We start from the raw sequence: 18,113 nt of genomic DNA, 5'->3' as shown, positions 1-18,113 counted from the left end.
CGACGATGACAAGCTGTGTTTTGCCCGGGTCTGAGCCAGACGGAGCCGGCGCAATGATGCGCCGTGGCGCCTGTCCGTCGCTGGCAAGGCCGATGCAGACCGGCGATGGCCTGCTCGTGCGTCTTCGGCCCGCGGCCGATGGTCTGACCCCGGCAGAACTGAAAGCGCTTGCCGGTGCGGCGGTGGCACATGGCAGCGGGATCCTGGAAATCACGGCGCGGGGGAATCTGCAGATCCGCGGGCTCACCGCATCGAGCGTTCCGAAGCTCGCCGCGGCGATCGGAGAGGCGGGAATTGCGATTGCCGAGGGCCTTGCGATCGAGACGCCGCCGCTTGCCGGCTTCGACCCGAATGAGATCCTCGACCCTCGGCCGCTGGCTCGCGCATTGCGGTCGGCGATCTCTCGCGAGCGACCGGCTCTGACGCTTGCGCCGAAGCTGTCGATCATCGTCGATGGCGGCGGACGCCTTCATCTTCAAGACGTCGCAGCCGACCTGCGTCTTGACGCCGTCAATCGCGAAGACGGCCTATGCTGGCTGCTTTCGATCGGCGGAACCGCGCGCTCGGCAAGGCCGGTTGCCCTGTTGAAACCGGAACGGGTCGTCCCCGCCGCCATGACGACCCTCGTGGAACTCAGCACTCTCGGTGCTGCTGCTCGCGGCCGCGACCTGAATGTGGGTCGCATCCGCGCGCGCTGTCCTTTCGACGGCACGTTGCCAGCGATAGCACATGGCGCTTCGCCTTTGCCGCCCGCCGGCATTCATGATTTCGGCCATTCCGGCCTCGTGCTCGGCCTCGGCCTTGCCTTTGCCCAGACCGATGCCGCCAATCTGACTGCGTTTGTCCAACGGGCGGAAGAGCTGGGCGCAACCGAGATACGCCTGGCGCCGCGGCATGGTCTCCTCGTCATGGGGTTTTCAAGCGAGGCGGCCGTTGTGGCGCAAAGTGTCGCGCATTCGCACGGGTTTCTCGTCTCTTGCGATGATCCGCGCAATCACATCGCCACCTGCGCCGGCAAGGGCGCCTGCGCCTCGGCGCTGATGGACACCAAGGCCGCGGCAAGGCTATTGGTCGAGGTCGGGCCTGCGCTTCTCGACGGCTCGCTGGTTGTTCATCTCTCCGGCTGCGGCAAGGGCTGCGCCAAGCCAACGGCTTCCCCGTTAACGCTGGTCGGTGCGCCATCAGGACATGCGCTTGTCGTAAATGGCACTGCTTCCGTCGCGCCGAGCGCCTACAGGGGTGAAAACGAAATAAGATCCGCGCTCGCGCGCCTCAATGCGCTGGTTCAGGAAAACAAAGACGCTGGCGAATCGGCCCGGTCCTGTCTTACACGGCTCGGGACCGCGCGCATCGCTGCAGCGTTTGAACAGGGATAGAAATGCCGGACTATGACTATATCCGCGATGGCAACGCCATCTACGAGCGTTCCTTCGCGATCATCCGGGCGGAAGCCGATCTTTCCGGCTTCTCGGAGGAGGAGGCCGATCTCGCGGTGCGTATGGTGCATGCCTGCGGCTCGGTGGAGGCTACGCGCCAATTCGTCTTCTCGCGAGATTTCGTTTCCGCTGCGCGCGCAGCGCTGAAGAACGGCGCGCCGATCTTCTGCGATGCGGAGATGGTTGCCCATGGCGTCACGCGGACGCGGCTGCCGGCAGCAAACGACGTCATCTGCACCCTTCGCGATCCGCGTACGGTCGAAATCGCCGCGGAAATTGGCAATACGCGCTCGGCGGCGGCGTTGAAGCTCTGGGGCGAACGGATCGCGGGCTCCGTCGTTGCCATCGGCAATGCCCCGACGGCGCTCTTCTATCTGCTCGAAATGCTGCGCGACGGTGCGCCGAAGCCGGCGGCGATCCTGGGCATGCCGGTCGGTTTCGTCGGCGCGGCGGAATCGAAGGATGCGCTGGCCGAGAATTCCTATGGCGTTCCCTTCGCGATCGTGCGCGGCCGTCTCGGTGGCAGTGCGATGACGGCGGCAGCGCTGAATTCGCTCGCGAGGCCGGGCCTGTGAGCGCGGCGGAGAAGGGAACACTGATTGGCGTCGGAACCGGCCCCGGCGATCCCGAACTGCTGACGGTGAAGGCGGTGCGGGCGCTCGGCGAGGCCGACGTGGTCGCCTATTTCGCCAAGGCAGGGCGCAACGGCAACGGCCGCGCCGTGGTCGAAGGCCTTTTAAGGCCGGGATTTATCGAGCTGCCGCTCTACTATCCGGTGACGACCGAGATCGACAAGGACGACAGCGCCTATAAGAGCCAGATCACCGATTTCTATAATATGTCGGCGGAGGCGGTGGCGGCGCATCTTGCGGCGGGACGAACCGTGGCGGTGCTTAGCGAGGGCGACCCGCTCTTCTATGGGTCCTACATGCATCTGCATGTGCGGCTTGCCGGCCGATTTCCGGTCGAGGTTATTCCCGGCATCACCGCCATGTCCGGCTGCTGGTCGCTTGCCGGGTTACCGCTCGTGCAGGGTGACGATGTTCTCTCGGTTCTCCCGGGCACGATGCGCGAGCGCGAGCTTCAGCGGCGCCTGGCCGATACCGAGGCTGCCGTCATCATGAAGGTCGGCCGTAACCTGGCGAAGATCCGCCGCGCCCTTAGCGCCGCCGGCAGGCTCGATGGCGCCGTCTATGTCGAACGCGGCACGATGAAAAACGCTGCGATGATCCCGCTCGGCGAGAAGCCCGACGATGAGGCGCCCTATTTTTCGCTCGTGCTTGTTCCCGGTTGGAAGGATAGGCCAGGCTGGAAGGACAGGCCATGACGGGAAAGCTTTTCATCGTCGGCACCGGTCCCGGCAATCCGGCGCAGATGACGCCGGAGACAGGGGAGGCGATTGCCGCGGCGACCGAGTTCTTCGGCTATGGCCCCTATCTCGACCGCTTGAGTCTCCGAGCCGACCAGCATCGCATTGCATCCGACAATCGCGAAGAACTGGACCGCGCCCAGACAGCTCTCGCCCGTGCTGCCGCCGGCGTCAATGTCTGTGTGGTTTCAGGCGGCGATCCGGGCATCTTCGCGATGGCAGCGGCGGTCTGCGAGGCGATCGACAAGGGTCCGGAGGAATGGCGGCAGGTCGATCTGGTGATCACGCCGGGCGTTACCGCGATGCTCGCGGTCGCCGCGCGCATCGGCGCGCCGCTCGGTCATGATTTCTGCGCCATGTCGCTCTCGGATAACCTGAAGCCGTGGGAGGTGATTACGAAACGGTTGCGGCTTGCCGCCGAAGCCGGGCTGGTGATCGCCCTCTACAATCCGATCAGCAAGGCACGGCCCTGGCAGCTCGGCGAAGCCTTCGCGATCCTGCGCGAGGTATTGCCGCCTCGCGTTCCGGTCATCTTCGGCCGCGCAGCCGGACGCCCGGACGAACGCATGACCATAATGCCGCTTGGCGAAGCCGATCCGGGCCGCGCCGACATGGCGACTTGCGTGATCATCGGTTCGCCGGAAACGCGGATCGTTGCCCGAAATGGAAGGCCGGACCTCGTTTACACGCCGCGGTCCTTCTGCGGGGAAAGCAATTGATGGATGTGTTCGAGCGCTTGTTCGCAATCACTGACCGAGGGGACATCGGCGGGCTTGCGGCGCTCGACCATGATGACTTCGATACCGAGGCTGCGTGCAGCGGCGATCTTGCCGTAAGTGGCGCCGCCACCGCTGTTCTTTGCGACCATGACATCGATTCCGTGCTGGCTGAGCAACTCCATCTCGTCCGCCTCCGCGAAAGGGCCGCAGGCGAGGATAGCGGTGACGTCCGGCAGGTTCAGCGGCGGCGTCACGGGGTCTACACTACGCACGACATAGCTATGCTGCGGCGCCCTTTCGAAGTGAAACGCCTCCTGCCGGCCGATCGCCAGGAAGGCGCGGCGCGGCGTTTCGCCGAGCGCAGTTACTGCCTCCGCCACGCTTGCGACACGCGTCCAGCGATCGCCGGCCTCGATCTTCCAGGGCGGCCGGCGCAGCGCGAAGAGCGGCGTTCCGGTAGCCTCCGTCGCCACCGCGGCGTTGTGGGAGATGCGGGCGGCAAAGGGGTGCGTCGCGTCGATGAGCAAGGAGACGTCCTCAGCCTTCAGGAAGGCGGAAAGTCCTTCCGCGCCGCCGAAGCCGCCGATGCGCGTCGGCAGCGGCTGAGGGCGCGGATCGGCCGTGCGTCCGGCAAGCGAGATCGCCGCATCGTAGCGCGGCTCGGCGGCGAGGCGTTCGGCAAGCTGTCGCGCTTCGGTGGTGCCGCCGAGGATCAGAATGCGAGGTCTGCCCATGGCTGACATCTGGAACAGTGCCTCGGCCATTGTCGCCCCCTGGTTGACCGTCATCGGTATCGGTGAGGATGGTGTAGCCGGTCTCGGCGACGAGGCCAAGCGGCTCATTGCAGCCGCGCCGGTCGTTTTCGGCGGTGCCCGCCATCTCGAGCTCGCGGCGGCGTTGATCAAAAGCGAACGCCAGATCTGGCAGAGTCCTTTCGAAAAATCCGTCGAGGCGATCGTTTCACGGCGTGGCAGTCCCGTCGTCGTGCTCGCCTCCGGCGACCCGTTCCTGTTCGGCGTCGGTGCTACGCTGGCGCGCCGCATCGACGCCGCCGAGATACGAACAATTCCCGCGCCGTCGGCATTCAGCCTGGCGGCCTCCCGGCTCGGCTGGGCACTGCAGGAGGTCGCGACCGTTTCGCTGCATGGCCGCCCGCTCGATCTCATCCGGCCGCACCTCCAACCGGGTGCGCGCGTTTTGGCGCTGACCTCCGACGAGAGCGGTCCGAAGGGAGTTGCCGAACTGCTTCGCGAAAACGGCTTCGGTCAGTCGCAGCTTACAGTTCTTGAGGCGTTGGGAGGGAAGCGCGAGCGCGTCTCACAGCAGATTGCTGCCCGTTTTGCGCTTGAAGACATCCAATCCCTAAACGTGTGCGCGATTGAAGTGGTTGCCGACGCCGGTGCGCGCGTTCTGCCGCTTGCCGCCGGTCTCGACGACGCGCTCTTCGAGCATGACGGCCAGATCACCAAGCGCGAGGTGCGGGCGCTGACGCTTTCGGCACTTGCGCCGCGCAGGGGCGAGCTTCTCTGGGACATCGGCGCCGGTTCCGGCTCGATCGCCATCGAATGGATGCTTGCGGACCCCGCCATGCGGGCAATCGCCATCGAAGCCTCGCCGGAGCGGACCGAGCGTATCGGCCGGAATGCCGCGCGCTTCGGCGTGCCGGGGCTGGTGGTTGTCGAAGGCGAGGCACCTGCGGCGTTGAACGGGCTTGCACAACCCGACGTCGTCTTCGTCGGCGGCGGCGGCAGCGAGCCGGGGGTGATGGAAGCCGCAATCGCCGCGCTTCGGCCCGGCGGCCGGCTGGTAGCGAATGCCGTGACGACAGAGATGGAAGCCGTGCTCATCGGTCATCACGCACGACTTGGCGGCTCGCTGATCCGGATCGACATTGCTCGGGCGTCGCCGGTCGGCAGGATGACGGGCTGGCGGCCGGCGATGCCGGTCACGCAGTGGTCGTGGGTCAAAGCCTGAATATTCATGAGAGGATAGATTAATGACGGTGCATTTCATCGGCGCAGGCCCAGGTGCGGCAGATCTGATCACGGTCAGAGGCAGGGACCTGATCGGCCGCTGCCCCGTCTGCCTCTATGCCGGATCGATCGTATCGCCGGAGCTTCTGCAATATTGCCCGCCGGGAGCGCGTATCGTCGATACGGCGCCGATGTCGCTCGACGAGATAGAGGCGGAATATGTCCGCGCGGCGGCAGCCGGTGAGGACGTTGCACGGCTGCATTCCGGCGATCTTTCCGTCTGGAGTGCCGTCGCCGAGCAGATCCGGCGTCTTGAAAAACATGGCATCGCCCATACGATGACGCCGGGCGTGCCGGCGTTCGCTGCCGCCGCGGCGACGCTCGGCCGCGAACTGACGATTCCGACGGTCGCGCAGAGCCTGGTGCTGACCCGCGTTTCCGGCCGGGCGTCGCCGATGCCGAACAGGGAAACGCTTGCTGCCTTCGGTGCCACGGGCTCAACCCTGGCGATCCACCTCGCCATCCATGCGCTCGATCGCGTCATCGAGGAACTGACACCGCTTTACGGCGCCGATTGCCCCGTCGCGATCGTCGTCAAGGCGTCGTGGCCCGATGAGCGGGTGCTGCGCGGCACGCTCGGCGATATCGCCGCCAAGGTCGCGGCTGAGCCGATCGAACGAACTGCGCTGATTTTCGTCGGGCCGGGGCTCGAGGCATCGGATTTCCGTGAGAGTTCGCTCTACGACCCTGCCTATCAGCGCCGCTTTCGTGGACGCGAATAGAGCGACCGTATTCCGCGTTCGTCATTCCGGGTCCGCTTCGGCCGATGGCTTCGGCTTTCGAGGAATGCCCTGCCGTTCCTCGACGCGGTCACGATAGAGAGCAGCCTGGCCAAGCAGCATCAGGGTCACCGGCGTCGTCACCGTCACGAAGAAGATGATCAGCAGTTCATGAAAGATCCAGCGGCTCTGCAATACCGCGAAGCAAAGGATGGACGCGAGGCAGATGAGTATCGTGCCGCCGCTGGTCGCAATCGTCGGAGCGTGCAGGCGCTCATAGAAATCGGAAAGACGCACCAGCCCGAGCGATCCGACGAGCGTCGTCGCCGCACCGGAAAGCAGCAGCGCGCAGACGGCGATCGCAGCCCAAGGCGGGAGGTCGGTGAGATGGGTCATTCGATGACCTCGCCGCGCATGAGGAATTTCGCAAAAGCGATGGACGAGGCGAAGCCGATCAGCGCAATGATCAGCGCGATTTCGAAATAGATCGTGTTCGCCGTACGAATGCCGAAGGCAAGCAGCATCAGCATCGCGTTTATGTAGAGCGTGTCGAGCCCGAGGATTCGATCCTGGCCCCGCGGGCCCTTGACGATGCGGTAGAGAGCAAAGGCCATCGCAATCGCAAGCATCACCTGCGCAAGGAGGACCGACCAGATGATCGCAAGCTCCATCATTGGAATATCTCCTTCAATCCGGCTTCGTAGCGCTTGACCGTGCGCCGCCACACATCCTCGTTCTCCATGTCAAGCACGTGGAACAGCAGTTTCTTCTGGCGCCGATCATATTCCAGCCATGCCGTACCCGGCATTGCCGTCAGGATGCAGGCGAGCAGAGCCAGCGCGTTCTCGTCGTCGAGCTCGAGGTCGACGGTCATGAAGCCGGAATTTGCCCTTCGCCGTCGCGAACGCAGGATGATCAGGGCGACGGCGATGTTCGAGCGGATGACGTCGGCGATGACGCCGTAACTGAAGCCGGCCGCGCGCCGCAGACGGTGAAGATGCGATCTTTTGGGCTGCAGTTTCAGCGTTACCCAGGCAAGGACCGTGCTTAGAACCAGGCCGATCAGGATCGAACCCGGCGCCACGGACTGGTTCAGCAGCAGCCACATGATGAAAAGGGCGGCCGAGAGCAGCGGGTAGGGAAACCAGGTGCGCATCCGCTATCGGCCTCCGGCTCTCGGCGCGGAGAGGACCCGCTCGCTATGGGCCAAGGGTGAGAGCAGATCGTCGGCGGTGGCCTGCATGTAGCGCATGGCTGGCCCGGCCTGCAGGCTGAGGAAGATACAGGCGCCGAGCAGAACAGCAACCGGTGTGATTTCGATGATGACGACGCGCGGCAGGGTACCCTCTATCGAGGCCCAGAAGGTACGGATGCCGATGCGGTTCATGGCGATCATGGCAGCCAGTCCCGACAGGATGAGAAGCGCCACATAGGTCCAGTCGGCGGCGGTCATCGCGCTTGCGAGGTCGGTATTCGGCATGTCGAGGAGGCCGCGCATGATCGCGAACTTGGCAATGAACCCCGATAGGGGCGGCAGGCCGGCCAAAAGCACGGCGCAGAGGCAGAAGCAGAGGCCGAGGACCGCCATCGTACCGGGTATGGCGACGCCTACCTCTTCCTCTTCTTCATCCTCATCGAAGTCGCCGTAGGCCTCCATCGTCACCGCCAGAACGTCGGCACCGGCGTCGCGGCCGCGCTCGACGAGCTCGATGAGCAGGAAGAAGGCGGAGATCGTCAGCGTCGAGCTGACCAGGTAGAAGAGCGCACCGGCCAACATGCCTTGATGCCCGAGGCCGATCGCCGCGAGCAGCGTTCCGGAGGAGACGAGAACCGAATAGCCGGCGAGGCGGCCCATCGCTTGCGACGCAAGCACGCCGATGGCGCCAAAGGTGATCGTCAGCATGCCGCCGACGACGAGCCAGCTCTGACCGAAACCGGCCGATGCTCCCGCGGCGGTGCCGAAAATGAGCAGATTCAGGCGGATGATGATGTAGATCCCGACCTTGGTTAGGATCGCGAAGACAGCGGCAACCGGCGGCGTCGCCGCGGCGTAGGCCGTCGGCAGCCAGAAGCTGAGCGGCCACATGCCGGCTTTGACGAGAAAGGCGATCCCGAGGAGGGCCGCGCCGGTCTCGACCAATTGCCGGTTTTCGGGCGCGAGCGTGGCAAGCTTCGTTGCCAGATCCGCCATGTTGAGCGTTCCGGTTGCGCCATAGATCAGGCTGACGCCGATCAGGAAAAGTGACGAGGCGGCGAGATTGATGGCGATGTAATGCAGACCGGCTTTCACGCGCACGGGACCGGAGCCGTGCAGCAACAGCCCATAGGATGCTGCCAGCATCATTTCGAAGAACACGAAGAGGTTGAAAAGATCGCCGGTCAGGAAGGCGCCGTTGAGGCCGGCGAGCAGCAGTTGGAGCAGCGAGTGAAAATGGTGTCCAGCCGTATGCCACCGTGCCATGGAATAGACCTGGGCGGCCAGCGCCAGACCGCTGGTGAGGCATAGCATCAGTGCCGACAGCCGGTCGAGCACGAGAACGATGCCGAACGGCGCAGGCCAATTGCCGAGCTGGTAGACGCCCGCTCCCGGCGCGCCGCTCCCGCTTGCGGCGGCAAAGCGGATCAGGATCATCGTTATGATGAAGACGACGAGCGTCGATGCGAAACCAATGACACCCTTCAGCGTCCGGTCGCGTTCATTGATCGGGATCAGTACCGCGGCGGTGGCAAGCGGCACGAGAATAGGAAGGATCAGAAGATGCTGCAGCCAGTCAGTCACCGCGCTGCTCCCTTCCGTCGACATGGTCGGTGCCGGTGAAGCCGCGCGAGGCGAGCAGAACGACGAGGAACAGCGCGGTCATGGCAAAACCGATGACAATCGCCGTCAGCACCAGCGCCTGAGGGATGGGATCGGTATAGCGCACGAGATCGCCGACGCCGCCGGGATCGAGCACCGGCGGCGCATCGACGCGCAGCCGGCCCATGCCGAAGATAAAGAGATTGACCGCATAGGAGAGCAGCGAGAGCCCGATGATCACCTGGTAGGTCCGCGGCCTCAGCAGAAGATAGACCCCGGATGCGGTCAGTGCGCCGATGCCGGCGGAAAGGATGAGTTCCATTATTCTGCCGCCTCCTTTTCGGCGCGCGCGGCCCTCACCTGGGCGCGTGGTGCGCGGATCGACTGGTGCGCCAGGGCGATGAGCATCAGCACCGTGGCGCCGAGCACGAGCGAGAAGACACCGAGATCGAAGAGGATGGCGCTTGCAAGCGGGAACTTGCCGATGATCGGCAGCGTCGCATACTGCGCGTGTGAGGTCAGGAACGGATAGCCGAAAAGCCATGATCCGATGCCCGTGGTCGCCGCCACCAGAAGGCCGATGCTCATCCAGCGAAGCGGGTGAATGCGCAGCCGCTCTTCGACCCAGCGGGTACCGCCCGACATATATTGCAGGATGAAGCCGATCGACATGGCGATGCCTGCGGCAAAGCCGCCGCCCGGCAGGTCATGGCCGCGCAGGAAGAGATAGGCGGCGAGCATGCCGGTGACGGGGAACATCCAGCGCATGATCACCGACGGGACAAAGATGTATTCGGCTGCGCTGTCGCCTGCGTCGCGGTGCGGATGATCGTGATCGAAGGCGTTTTGCACCCTTTGCTGTTCCGGCGTTTCCAGGCTGTCGGCTTGCGGACGGAAGCGCAGGAGAAGCGCGAAGACCGTCAGCGCGACGATACACAGGACGGCTATTTCGCCGAGCGTATCGAAGCCGCGGAAATCGACGAGGATGACGTTGACGACGTTCGTGCCGCCACCCTCCTGATACGCTCTTGCAAGGAAATAACTGGCGATGGTTTCGGGCAGAGGCCGCGTCATGACGGTATAGGCGATGAGCATTACCCCTCCGCCCGCGAGAATCGCGAGCAGGAAATCGCGCAGGCGCCTGAAGCGAACCTTCAGCGAAATATCCTCCGCCTGCACAGGCTCCTCGATGCGTTTCGGCAGCCAGCGCAATCCGAGAAGGATGAGGACCGTGGTGACGATTTCGACGAGGAGCTGGGTGAGCGCGAGATCGGGGGCAGAGAGCCAGACGAAAGTGATGCAGGTGACGAGTCCTGCGCCGCCGAGCAGGACAAGCGAGGCGAGGCGATGGAACTTTGCCTGATAGGCGGAACCGACAGCGCAGGTGATGCCGACCGCCCAGAGCAGAGCGAAAGCCGGATCGACGCCGCGTATGAGGAGGCGGGGCAATTGAAAACCGCCGGCAACAAGCGGCGCTGCCCCCGCCACAAGCGCCAGGAAAACGACGAGGCGCATCTGTGGCTGCAGACGGCGCGTGCCGAGCCGCTGCTCAAGTGAGCGCGCCCACTTCCATGAAAGCGTTACGAGCACACGCTCGAAAATGCGCTGTCCCTGAAGCAGGCGGAAGACCGGCGGTCCTTCGACACTGGTCGCGAGATAGGATCGCATCAGGAAATAGAGGCCGACGCCGCCCGTAAGCGCGACGAAGCTCATGATCAGCGGGATATTCCAGCCATGCCATACGGCGAGGCTGTAATAGGGCGTTCTATCGCCAAGAATCGATATGACGGCGGTGTGGAGGAACGGACCGATGGTCTGGGCGGGGATGATGCCGACGACCAGGCAGGCAAGCACCAGAAAGTCGACCGGGGCTCGCATCCAGCGCGCCGCTTCGTGTGGTTTCTTCGGCAGGTCTACAGGCGGCGGACCGAAGAAGACGCTGTGGATAAAGCGCAACGAGTAGGTCACCGCGAACATGCTCGCGACCGTTGCGACATAGGGCGTCATGGTGTCGAGCGCGTTGGCGCGATGCGTCTCGATCGCTTCGGCAAAGAACATTTCTTTGGAGAGAAAGCCGTTGAGCAGCGGCACACCCGCCATGGCGGCGCTCGCGACCATGGCGAGGGTAGCGGTGATCGGCATGTAGTGAAAAAGGCCACTCAGCTTCCGCATGTCGCGCGTGCCGCTTTCATGGTCGATAATGCCGGCCGCCATGAACAGCGAGGCCTTGAAGGTCGCGTGATTGACGATGTGGAAGACCGCAGCGACCGCTGCCAGCGGGCTGCCGAGACTGAGCAGGACCGTGATCAGACCAAGATGGCTGATGGTCGAATAGGCAAGAAGCCCTTTCAGATCCTGCTGGAAGATCGCGAAATAGGCACCGAGCAGCAGCGTCGTCAGGCCCGCGAGGCCGACGATCCAGAACCAGGCTTCCGTGCCGGCCATCACCGGCCAGAGCCGCGCAAGAAGGAAGACGCCGGCCTTCACCATCGTCGCCGAGTGCAGGTAAGCGGAAACCGGCGTCGGGGCGGCCATGGCGTGCGGCAGCCAGAAATGGAACGGAAATTGAGCGCTTTTCGTCAGGGCGCCGAGCAGAACAAGCACCAGGACCGCTTCGTAGAGTGGATGGTTGCGGATGGCGTCACCCGAGGCCAGCACCGCGTCGAGATCGTAGCTGCCGACGATCCGTCCGATGAGCAGCAGTCCGACGAGCATGCACAACCCGCCCATGCCGGTTATCGTCAGCGCCATGCGCGCGCCGTCGCGGGCATGGGCGTTATGATGCCAGTAGCCGATCAGCAGGAAGGAGACGATGCTCGTCAACTCCCAGAAGACTGCGAGCAATATGAGATTGCCGGAAAGCACGATTCCGAGCATCGAACCCATGAAGGCGAGGAAGAGCGCGAAAAAGCGCGGCACCGGGTCTTCCTCGGCCATGTAGTAACGGGCGTAGAGAACGACGAGAACGCCGATCGCGGTGATCAGTGCCGAGAACAGCCAGGCGAAGCCATCCATCCGCAGCGTGAAATTCAGGCCAAGTTCGGGGATCCAATCGAGCTGATAACGAAGCACGCGCCCCGAGGCGACGAAGGGATAAAGGCCCGCGGTTACCAGGAAGCAGATGAGTGCAATCGCGCCTGCGAACCAGGCGGTCGCTCCTCGTTGGTCGGACGGAAAGAAGATTGCGATAAGGCTTCCCGCAAAGGGAGCGAGAATGAAAATAGAAAGCAATTTCTCCGCGTATTCGATCGTTCCGCCCCTTTGGGTAGTGTATCTGGATTGAGACCTCTGCCACGGAATGACGATCGCCGAGGCGCCCAGCATCGACGATGCCCGGGCATCCGCGAGGCGGCTGAGGCGCATGTTTTTATGACTTTTTTCCTGCCGGCTGCCAAGCCTTTCCGGGAAGAAAACCGCGTCGAAGCGGCGCCCGCGGTGTGCAGACCGCTGCCGGTATTGTGGTCTGGTGGTGGTCCGCTCCGGCCGCGAGCCGTTACGCGGCGTGCCATCTCCGCTCGAAAACGAAGGTTGCGAGATCGTTGGCATTCATCGGTCGGGCGAAGGCGTAGCCTTGCAGTCCGTGGCACCCCAGGTCTCTGAGGATATCGGCATGCTCGCGTGTCTCCACGCCCTCGGCGATTACCTCGATACCGAGCGAGGTGCCAATGTCGATGATCGATTCGACAAGCCGCCGCTGCGCCGGTGAAGTGAGGATTGGCAGGATCAGCTGGCGGTCGATTTTCAGGCGCCGCGGCGTCAGTTTCAGAAGACTGAGGATCGATGCATAACCGGTGCCAAAATCGTCAATCTCGATGTCGATGCCGAGTTCCTTGATACGCCTGATGTTCGACAGGACGGTCACGTCGTTCTCATCGAAGGAGATCGACTCGAGCAATTCGAAGGAAAGCCGTCCCTTCGGTATCCGCATCTGCTCCAGCCGCTCGATCAGCCCCTCGTTCCGCAGGCGCGGATAGGAAAGATTGACCGAGATCTTCGGGATGTCGATGCCGTTCGCCTCCCATCGGCAGATCTGAAAAAGTGCCTGTTCCAAGATCGTTTGATCGATTGCCGCGACCACGTTGATGTCTTCCGCCGTCTTGAGAAACGTGTGGGGCCTGAGCAGTCCCTTCGTCGGATGGTCCCATCGCGCCAGCGCTTCGACGCCGATGATATCCAGCGACTTCGGACAGAATTGCGGCTGGAAATGCGCAACGAATTCGTTCTGCTCGAGGCCGCGCAGAATCTCGTCGGCTGTTTGCTTCGTTTTGAAAACGGCGGTCTTGAGTGCGCCGGTAAAGGTCTCGTGCCTGTTGCGGCCGCGGCGTTTGGCCTCGTAGAGCGCAATGTCGGCATTGACGAGAATCTGCGAAAGCTCGTCCGTCGCCGCCGCCCGGGCGGCAATGCCGATACTGACGCCGACACGGCATTCCTGATCCTTGTAGCGGACCGGCGCGCTCATCGCCTCGATGATGCGCGATGCCAGCACCGCATCCTCCTCGGGATTGCCGCCGACGCGAATGATGACGAACTCGTCGCCGCCGATCCGTGCGACGAAGTCGCTGTCGCGCGCATTCTCGCGCAGGAGCCTGGCGGCATGCCTGAGGATCTCGTCGCCGGCCGCATGCCCCAGCGTGTCGTTGATCTGCTTGAAACGATCGAGATCGATATGAAAAATGCTGATCTTCGCCCCGGCGTCGAACTGCCGGCCGCGATCGGCGAGGACCTGATCGAGGAAGCGACGGTTCGGCAGCCCGGTCAGCGGATCGTGCATGGCGTTGAATTCCATGCGGTGGCGTGCGGTTTCCAGCTCGGCGCTATGGGCTTCGGCGAGACGCTTGGCTTCCGAAAGTCTCGCCCGCGTCTCCACGTCCGCCGTCACGTCCCAGTTGACGCCGACGATCTTCCTGGTGCCGCTTGCGCTGAGGTAGGTCGAACCGATGGCGCGGATGTGGCGGATCTCGGCGCCGGGCAGGCAGATGCGGAATTCGGAATTGTAGGCGCCGCCGGTGGCGAGTGCCTCTGCAAACTCTGTCTCGGCGCGGGCGAGATCGTCCGGATGCAGCGTATCCCTCCAGTCGTCGTAGATTTCGCGAATGGATGATCCGACGCCGTAAAGCTCTTTCATGCGGCTGTCCCACAGCAGCTTGCCACTATCGATGTCGAGCTCCCAGATGCCGATCTCGGAGGTGTCGAGCGCAATCTTCAGTCGGTGGGATAGTTCCTGGAGCTGATCCTTGTTCTGCTTCAGCGCGCGGATGTTCTCCTGGCGTTCCGCCGTAAGGCGGCCGGTGACGATCATCGGAACAACGATCATCAGGCCGCCGAGCGCGATAAGCAGACGAACCTGCCAGGCGTTCTGCGGTGTCGCCGGCCATCCGCCCTTGGGTAGTGCCGCCAGGCGCCAGGAGCCGCCGGGCAGGGAAACATCCATCTCGACCGGGGCCTTGCCGAAGATCGCGGAATCGCCGAAGAACACCGCGCCGGCCCGCCCGAGGCCGTCACGACCAGCGATGGCGATGTCGATGTCGAGGTTCGATGAGATGAGGCCGCTGTCACGGTAGAGCTGATCGATATCGATGGCTGCCGAAACCAGACCCCAGAAACGCTTGTTGCCGCCGGCATCGGTCGTCACCGGAAATCGGCCGATCAGCCCACGGCCGCCCTGCACCAGATCGACAGGACCTGCGAGCACTATCTTGCCTGTCTCCATCACCCGCATCGCGGCTGCGCGCTGGTTTTCGTTTTTGCGGTAATCGAGGCCGATGACCTTCTCGTTGCCGGCCATCGGATAGACCATCGAGACGACCAGATCGGGGGCCGCCGCAATGTTGCGGAGCTGCGACCGCTCGGTGAAGATGCTTCGCGCAAGCACGCCGAAGCGCGGCTGCCGCATGTCCGGCTCGGTCGTGATGGTGCCGATCAGGCCGCGGACGAGCTGAATGTTGCCGTTGATGCTGCTCTCGAGTTTCGAGCGAATCGGGTTCAGTTCGTTGGCCACGATCGAACGCATGCGGGCTTCCGAAACGATCCGGTTCTGATCGTCCGCGAGAAATCCGGCAACCACGACAACGAAGCTCGCGATCATTGCGGGGAGGTAGTTCAGCGTCAGAAATCGGGACAGCCGGGATTTTCCAAGGTTGAGAGAATGTTTTTCTGGCACAAGACTACCTGCGAGCGCGGACAGCGAGACAACATTCCGAATAATTCCAAATTCTCGTTAACAATTCTGCATTCGGAATTGCTGAAATAATCGCAGTTTCGCCAGCCCGGCCGGCTACGCTCTCGTCCCGATCATCGCCTGCAGCGTCTCCAGCCTGTCGGCGTCCCGCGGCAGCTTGTCAGGCCTCAGGCGCGCGATGCGCGGGAAGCGCATCGCCACGCCCGACTTGTGGCGGGTGGAGCGGTTCAGGCCTTCGAAGGCAACCTCGACGACGAAGCCGGCATCGGGCTCGGCGCGCACCGCGCGCACCGGGCCAAAGCGCTCGATCGTATTGTCGCGGACGAAGCGATCGAGTATCTCGAGTTCGGCGTCGGTGAAGCCGAAATAGGCCTTGCCGACCGGAACGAGGGTCGTTCCTTCTTCTCCCTCCGCCCACACTCCGAAGGTGAAATCGGAGTAGTAACTGGACCGCTTGCCGTGGCCGCGCTGTGCATACATCAGCACGGCGTCGATGTTGAACGGCGCGCGTTTCCACTTGAACCAGGGACCCTTGGCGCGCCCGGCCACGTAGGGCGAATCCAGCCGCTTCAGCATGATGCCTTCGATCACCGGATCCGGCGGGTTCGAGCGCAGCCGGTCCAGTTCCTCCCAGGTCGAGAACGGCACCAGCGGCGACAGGTCGAAATGTTGCGGTGACGCGCCCTCTATAAGCTCGGACAAGGCCTCGCGGCGGACATGGAAAGGTTCCGGCCGGACGTCGCGTTCGCCGAAAAAAAGAATGTCGTAGCCGCGAATGAACGCCGGATAGTCCTCTAGCAGCTTGCGATTGACGGTCTTTCGGTTCAGCCGCTGCTGCAGGTCCGCGAAGCTTCCGGTCGCGCGGTTGCTGCGCATCGTTCCGCCAACCAACAGTTCGCCGTCGATCACGCCGGTGAAGTCTGCCGCTTCGACGATTTCGGGAAAGGCGCCGGAAATCTCGTCGCCGCTGCGCGAATAGAGCCGCCTCACTCCGCCGACATTGGCAAGCTGGACGCGGATGCCATCCCATTTCCATTCGGCGGCGAAGTCGGCGGGATCGAGGGCGTCGAGATCGCCATCCGCGACAGGCGTTGCCAGCATGACCGAATGGAAGACCGCCGGCGTCGTGAGGACCGGTATTTCCGCTTCGCCGGAAAGCCAGAGAAAGAGCGGCAGATAAGGCGGCGACAGCCCATGCCAGAGCCTTTCTATGTCGCTGACGTCTTTGCCGCCCATTTCCGCCAGCGCCTGTTTTGCAAGACGCGCGGAGACGCCGATCCTCAAACCTCCGGTGACGAGCTTCAGAAAGGCGAAACGGCCGGCAGTATCGAGCCGATCCAGCATATCCCGCACGAGCGACCGTACTTCCGAACGGCCCGCCCTCTGCAGCCGTTCGACAACATCGCCGAGGGAAACGTCGGTTGCGGCAGTGCCATCCGGAGGTTCCCAGGCCAGGGAAACCGTTTCCGCGAGATCGCCGACATAATCGTAGGAGTAGTGGAAGAGAACCTCGTCCATGCGTTCGAGGAGGAGGTCACGGATCAGGTGCGGTTTGACGGTGTTGAGTGACAGGGTGCCGGCGATCGCGGCAAGCGCGTAGCCGCGACTTGGGTCCGGCGTGCTGCGAAAATAGTCAACGAGCAGCCGTATCTTGGCGTTTCGCTGCGGCGTCAGGACGAGGCGGTCGAGCAGTTCGGCGAAAGCCTTCATGCTGTCATTCTCCCTCGTCGTCGTAACCCACGAGATGCAGCGGGCGCGCCGGGATGCCCTGCAACTCGCACCAACGCACCAGCGCCTCCTCGCGCCCATGCGTCACCCAGACCTCGCTCGGTGTGATTTCCTTGATCGTCTGCGTCAGTTCGGCCCAGTCGCAGTGGTCGGATATGACGAGCGGCAGTTCGACGCCGCGTTGCTTGGCGCGCTGGCGAATGAGCATCCAGCCGGAGGCGAAGACGGCGAGCGGATCGGCGAAGCGCCGTGCCCAGCGGTCGGCGAAGGCAGATGGCGGGCCTATGATGATGGCCCCCGCGAAATCCTGCCGGCTCTCGCGGCCAAGCGTCGCCGGGCGAATTTCTCCGAGATCGATGCCTTGCCCCTGGTAGTACTCACAGAGTTTCGCCAGCGCCCCATGGATATGGACCGGCGCGTCGTAGCCCTGCCGGCGGAGTAGGGCGATGAGCCTTTGTGCCTTGCCGAGTGCATAGGCACCGACCACGTGGGAGCGCTCGGGAAACTGCTTCAACGAGAGGAGCAGGCGGTTGATCTCTCTCTCGTCATTCGGGTGGTGAAAGACCGGCAGTCCGAACGTGGCCTCTGTAATGAAGACGTCGCAGAGGACCGGTTCGAAAGGCGTGCAGGTCGGGTCCGGCCGTCGCTTATAGTCGCCGGACACGACGACCCGCGTCCCATACGCCTCGACGGAAATCTGCGCCGAGCCGAGCACGTGGCCGGCCGGGTGGAAACGGATTCTGGCCTCATTGATGGCGATCGTTTCGCCGAAGGATGCGATCTGACTTGCACCGCAAAAAGGATCGCCGTAGCGGACGCGCATGATGTCCAGCGTTTCGCGGGTTGCGAGCACGTGGCCGTGTCCGGCACGGGCGTGGTCACTATGTCCGTGCGTAATGAGCGCGCGCTCGACCGGCTGTACAGGGTCGATATAGAAGTCTCCCTTGGCGCAGTAGAGACCTTTTGGGGCGGGGTAGAGCAGCTCGTCCGGTTTCATGCAAACAAAGATAGCCGGAACACGCGTGTCTGCCAGCTATCCGGACAAGTTTTTACTGCATGTTTCCTTAAATCGGAGCCGATTTAAGGATAAAAACATGCAGCAATTCAAAGTGCTACAGCGGCCTTTTGTGCGTC

Annotated in this window: 16 protein-coding genes; 6 read left to right on the top strand and 10 right to left on the bottom strand. The window is 63.4% G+C overall.

Annotated elements, in window-relative coordinates:
* Positions 1-5 precede the first annotated feature (5 nt).
* The 4 genes from cobG to PYH37_RS27380 are packed head-to-tail and all read left to right on the top strand — an operon-like array spanning position 6 to position 3,524.
* Positions 6-1,376: a precorrin-3B synthase gene (gene cobG / locus PYH37_RS27395; RefSeq protein WP_425336126.1), complete on the top strand. Its 1,371-nt coding sequence runs from the start codon at positions 6-8 to the stop codon at positions 1,374-1,376.
* A gap of 2 nt (positions 1,377-1,378) precedes the next feature.
* The gene (locus PYH37_RS27390) at positions 1,379-2,011 is read left to right on the top strand and encodes a precorrin-8X methylmutase (RefSeq protein ID WP_280734617.1); all 633 of its coding nucleotides are present in this window, start codon (positions 1,379-1,381) and stop codon (positions 2,009-2,011) included.
* Positions 2,008-2,763: a precorrin-2 C(20)-methyltransferase gene (locus PYH37_RS27385; protein ID WP_280734616.1), complete on the top strand. Its 756-nt coding sequence runs from the start codon at positions 2,008-2,010 to the stop codon at positions 2,761-2,763. The genes PYH37_RS27390 and PYH37_RS27385 overlap by 4 nt, the downstream gene beginning before the upstream one ends.
* Positions 2,760-3,524 carry a precorrin-3B C(17)-methyltransferase gene (locus PYH37_RS27380; protein WP_280734615.1) on the top strand — a complete coding sequence of 255 codons (765 nt, stop codon included), beginning with the start codon at positions 2,760-2,762 and terminating at the stop codon, positions 3,522-3,524. Before PYH37_RS27385 ends, PYH37_RS27380 begins: the two co-directional genes overlap by 4 nt.
* Here the strand turns inward: PYH37_RS27380 and PYH37_RS27375 are convergent.
* Entirely contained in the window at positions 3,488-4,288 is an 801-nt protein-coding gene (locus PYH37_RS27375) for a cobalt-precorrin-6A reductase (protein ID WP_280734614.1), read from the bottom strand. The two genes, PYH37_RS27380 and PYH37_RS27375, sit on opposite strands and share 37 nt — an antisense overlap.
* Here PYH37_RS27375 and cbiE point away from each other — a divergent pair.
* Both cbiE and cobM read left to right on the top strand, forming a co-directional pair.
* A complete protein-coding gene (gene cbiE / locus PYH37_RS27370; RefSeq protein WP_280734611.1) occupies positions 4,257-5,498 on the top strand; it encodes a precorrin-6y C5,15-methyltransferase (decarboxylating) subunit CbiE in 1,242 nt (413 codons plus the stop codon). The two genes, PYH37_RS27375 and cbiE, sit on opposite strands and share 32 nt — an antisense overlap.
* Before the next feature lie 22 nt (positions 5,499-5,520).
* On the top strand, positions 5,521-6,279 hold the full coding sequence (gene cobM / locus PYH37_RS27365) for a precorrin-4 C(11)-methyltransferase (protein ID WP_280734610.1): 759 nt from the start codon (positions 5,521-5,523) through the stop codon (positions 6,277-6,279).
* 21 nt (positions 6,280-6,300) lie between these two features.
* Here the strand turns inward: cobM and mnhG are convergent, their stop codons facing one another.
* The 9 genes from mnhG to PYH37_RS27320 all read right to left on the bottom strand — a co-directional run bounded on the left by mnhG (position 6,301) and on the right by PYH37_RS27320 (position 17,976).
* On the bottom strand, positions 6,301-6,672 hold the full coding sequence (gene mnhG, locus PYH37_RS27360; protein ID WP_280734609.1) for a monovalent cation/H(+) antiporter subunit G: 372 nt from the start codon (positions 6,670-6,672) through the stop codon (positions 6,301-6,303).
* A complete protein-coding gene (locus PYH37_RS27355; protein WP_280734607.1) occupies positions 6,669-6,950 on the bottom strand; it encodes a K+/H+ antiporter subunit F in 282 nt (93 codons plus the stop codon). Before PYH37_RS27355 ends, mnhG begins: the two co-directional genes overlap by 4 nt.
* Positions 6,947-7,432 (bottom strand): Na+/H+ antiporter subunit E, encoded by a 486-nt coding sequence (locus tag PYH37_RS27350; protein ID WP_280734606.1) that lies wholly within the window; start codon positions 7,430-7,432, stop codon positions 6,947-6,949. Before PYH37_RS27350 ends, PYH37_RS27355 begins: the two co-directional genes overlap by 4 nt.
* Positions 7,433-7,435: 3 nt before the next feature.
* Complete coding sequence (locus tag PYH37_RS27345) at positions 7,436-9,079, bottom strand: monovalent cation/H+ antiporter subunit D (protein ID WP_280734605.1); 1,644 nt, start codon at positions 9,077-9,079, stop codon at positions 7,436-7,438.
* Positions 9,048-9,395 (bottom strand): Na+/H+ antiporter subunit C, encoded by a 348-nt coding sequence (locus PYH37_RS27340; RefSeq protein ID WP_280734603.1) that lies wholly within the window; start codon positions 9,393-9,395, stop codon positions 9,048-9,050. The genes PYH37_RS27345 and PYH37_RS27340 overlap by 32 nt, the downstream gene beginning before the upstream one ends.
* On the bottom strand, positions 9,395-12,304 hold the full coding sequence (locus tag PYH37_RS27335; RefSeq protein ID WP_342394669.1) for a monovalent cation/H+ antiporter subunit A: 2,910 nt from the start codon (positions 12,302-12,304) through the stop codon (positions 9,395-9,397). Before PYH37_RS27335 ends, PYH37_RS27340 begins: the two co-directional genes overlap by 1 nt.
* Before the next feature lie 262 nt (positions 12,305-12,566).
* Positions 12,567-15,158 (bottom strand): bifunctional diguanylate cyclase/phosphodiesterase, encoded by a 2,592-nt coding sequence (locus PYH37_RS27330; RefSeq protein ID WP_280735983.1) that lies wholly within the window; start codon positions 15,156-15,158, stop codon positions 12,567-12,569.
* A gap of 189 nt (positions 15,159-15,347) precedes the next feature.
* Positions 15,348-16,961, bottom strand: a complete 1,614-nt coding sequence (locus PYH37_RS27325; protein WP_280734601.1) for a cisplatin damage response ATP-dependent DNA ligase — start codon at positions 16,959-16,961, stop codon at positions 15,348-15,350.
* Positions 16,962-16,965: 4 nt separating this feature from the next.
* Entirely contained in the window at positions 16,966-17,976 is a 1,011-nt protein-coding gene (locus PYH37_RS27320; RefSeq protein ID WP_280734600.1) for a ligase-associated DNA damage response exonuclease, read from the bottom strand.
* Positions 17,977-18,113 lie beyond the last annotated feature (137 nt).

The sequence above is a fragment of the Sinorhizobium numidicum genome (genome assembly GCF_029892045.1).
Lineage (GTDB): Bacteria > Pseudomonadota > Alphaproteobacteria > Rhizobiales > Rhizobiaceae > Sinorhizobium > Sinorhizobium numidicum.
Note: the sequence above shows the minus strand (reverse complement) of the source record. Positions and strands in the feature narration are given on the sequence as shown.

What these genes read in the sequence shown, in the direction of transcription:
- cobG (WP_425336126.1), top strand. Translation starts at nt 6, where the DNA reads ATGACAAGCTGTGTTTTGCCCGGGTCTGAGCCAGACGGAGCCGGCGCA.
- PYH37_RS27390 (WP_280734617.1), top strand. Translation starts at nt 1,379, where the DNA reads ATGCCGGACTATGACTATATCCGCGATGGCAACGCCATCTACGAGCGT.
- PYH37_RS27380 (WP_280734615.1), top strand. Translation starts at nt 2,760, where the DNA reads ATGACGGGAAAGCTTTTCATCGTCGGCACCGGTCCCGGCAATCCGGCG.
- cbiE (WP_280734611.1), top strand. Translation starts at nt 4,257, where the DNA reads ATGGCTGACATCTGGAACAGTGCCTCGGCCATTGTCGCCCCCTGGTTG.
- PYH37_RS27375 (WP_280734614.1), bottom strand. Translation starts at nt 4,288, where the DNA reads ATGGCCGAGGCACTGTTCCAGATGTCAGCCATGGGCAGACCTCGCATT.
- cobM (WP_280734610.1), top strand. Translation starts at nt 5,521, where the DNA reads ATGACGGTGCATTTCATCGGCGCAGGCCCAGGTGCGGCAGATCTGATC.
- mnhG (WP_280734609.1), bottom strand. Translation starts at nt 6,672, where the DNA reads ATGACCCATCTCACCGACCTCCCGCCTTGGGCTGCGATCGCCGTCTGC.
- PYH37_RS27355 (WP_280734607.1), bottom strand. Translation starts at nt 6,950, where the DNA reads ATGATGGAGCTTGCGATCATCTGGTCGGTCCTCCTTGCGCAGGTGATG.
- PYH37_RS27350 (WP_280734606.1), bottom strand. Translation starts at nt 7,432, where the DNA reads ATGCGCACCTGGTTTCCCTACCCGCTGCTCTCGGCCGCCCTTTTCATC.
- PYH37_RS27345 (WP_280734605.1), bottom strand. Translation starts at nt 9,079, where the DNA reads ATGTCGACGGAAGGGAGCAGCGCGGTGACTGACTGGCTGCAGCATCTT.
- PYH37_RS27340 (WP_280734603.1), bottom strand. Translation starts at nt 9,395, where the DNA reads ATGGAACTCATCCTTTCCGCCGGCATCGGCGCACTGACCGCATCCGGG.
- PYH37_RS27330 (WP_280735983.1), bottom strand. Translation starts at nt 15,158, where the DNA reads ATGATCGCGAGCTTCGTTGTCGTGGTTGCCGGATTTCTCGCGGACGAT.
- PYH37_RS27325 (WP_280734601.1), bottom strand. Translation starts at nt 16,961, where the DNA reads ATGAAGGCTTTCGCCGAACTGCTCGACCGCCTCGTCCTGACGCCGCAG.
- PYH37_RS27320 (WP_280734600.1), bottom strand. Translation starts at nt 17,976, where the DNA reads ATGAAACCGGACGAGCTGCTCTACCCCGCCCCAAAAGGTCTCTACTGC.